This is a genomic window from Micromonospora sp. M51, assembly GCF_018070305.1.
In the GTDB taxonomy this organism is placed as follows: domain Bacteria; phylum Actinomycetota; class Actinomycetes; order Mycobacteriales; family Micromonosporaceae; genus Micromonospora; species Micromonospora parva.
The window spans coordinates 1-1,125 of sequence record NZ_JAGPXZ010001215.1 but is presented as its reverse complement, the minus strand read 5'-3'; the positions used below and the strand labels follow the sequence as shown (position 1 = coordinate 1,125).

General features: G+C 77.1%; 1 pseudogene. It reads left to right on the top strand.

Annotated elements, in window-relative coordinates:
• A pseudogene (locus tag KBX53_RS33795) lies at positions 1 to 1,125 on the top strand (permease); the annotation flags it as partial.

Sequence of the window (1,125 nt, the reverse complement as noted above, 5' to 3'; positions counted from 1 at the left end):
AACCAGGTCAGCTCCGGCAGGCCGGCCCGCCCGGTGCCCGGCCTGCCGGAGCTGACCTGGTTGCTGCACGCCTTGGCGGTCGCCGTCGCGCTGGCGTACGCGGTCACCGCCCTGCTGCGGGCACAGGCCGTGCCGACCGCGACCGGCGCCGGGGTGGTGCTGCTGCTGGCCGCCCTGATCGGGCTGGCCGGCGCGCTGGTGCTGCGTCGCCCGCCGCTGCCCGACGTGGCGGCCGGCGTCGTCACCCTGGCCGTGATCGGCGCGCTCAGCCGCATCGCCTCGGTGGCCCTCCCCGGTCGGGCGCTGCTGCTGATCGCGGCGGTCATCACGGTGACCGGGCTGGCGGTACGCGCCGTCCCGGAGGCGGCCCGACGTGGCCCGCAGATCGCGTCCGCGGTGGCCCTGACCGTCAGCGGTCTGGTGGTGGCCGGTGGCGCGCTGCGCGCCGGGGTGGCACCGGTACGGGCGGCGCTGCCCGCCTGGGACCCGGACCTCAGCCGGTACCCGGGCGAGTTGGCCGCCGCCGTCGGGCCGACCGGATGGCAGCTCGCGGGGGCCGCGTTCCTGCTCACCATCGCGGCGGTGCTGGCCCTGCCCACCGAGATCCGCCGGGAGTTCGCGGTGGCCGGAGCGGCGCTGACCGCGCTCGCCGTACCGGCCTCGTTCGGTCTCGGCTGGGCGACGGCACCGTGGCCGATGGTGATCACCGCGATCGGCATCGGGGTCATCGGGCTCTCCGCCCGCACCGACCGGGCCGCTCTGGCGCACGCCGTCGGGGCGGCAGTGGTCGGCCTGTTCGGTGCGGGCGCCAGCCTGACCAGCCCCACCCTCACGGCCGCGGTCCTGATCACCCTGTTCGCGGCCGGCACGCTGGTCGCGCTGGCGCCCCGGATCCGGATCGCCTCGGCCGCCGCCGACACGGTAACCGCCTGGGCCGCCGGTGGCGCCGCGTTCGCGCTGCCCGGTGCGGTGGCCGCGTTCGTGGCCGCGACCATGCCGAAGGACCCGACCCCCACTCCGGCGAGCCTGCGAGAGGTGACCGTCCCGATCCTGGCGGCCAGCTTCCTGGCGGTCTGTGTGACCCTCGGCTACGCCGCCGTCGTGCAGGTCTCCCAGCGCCACATC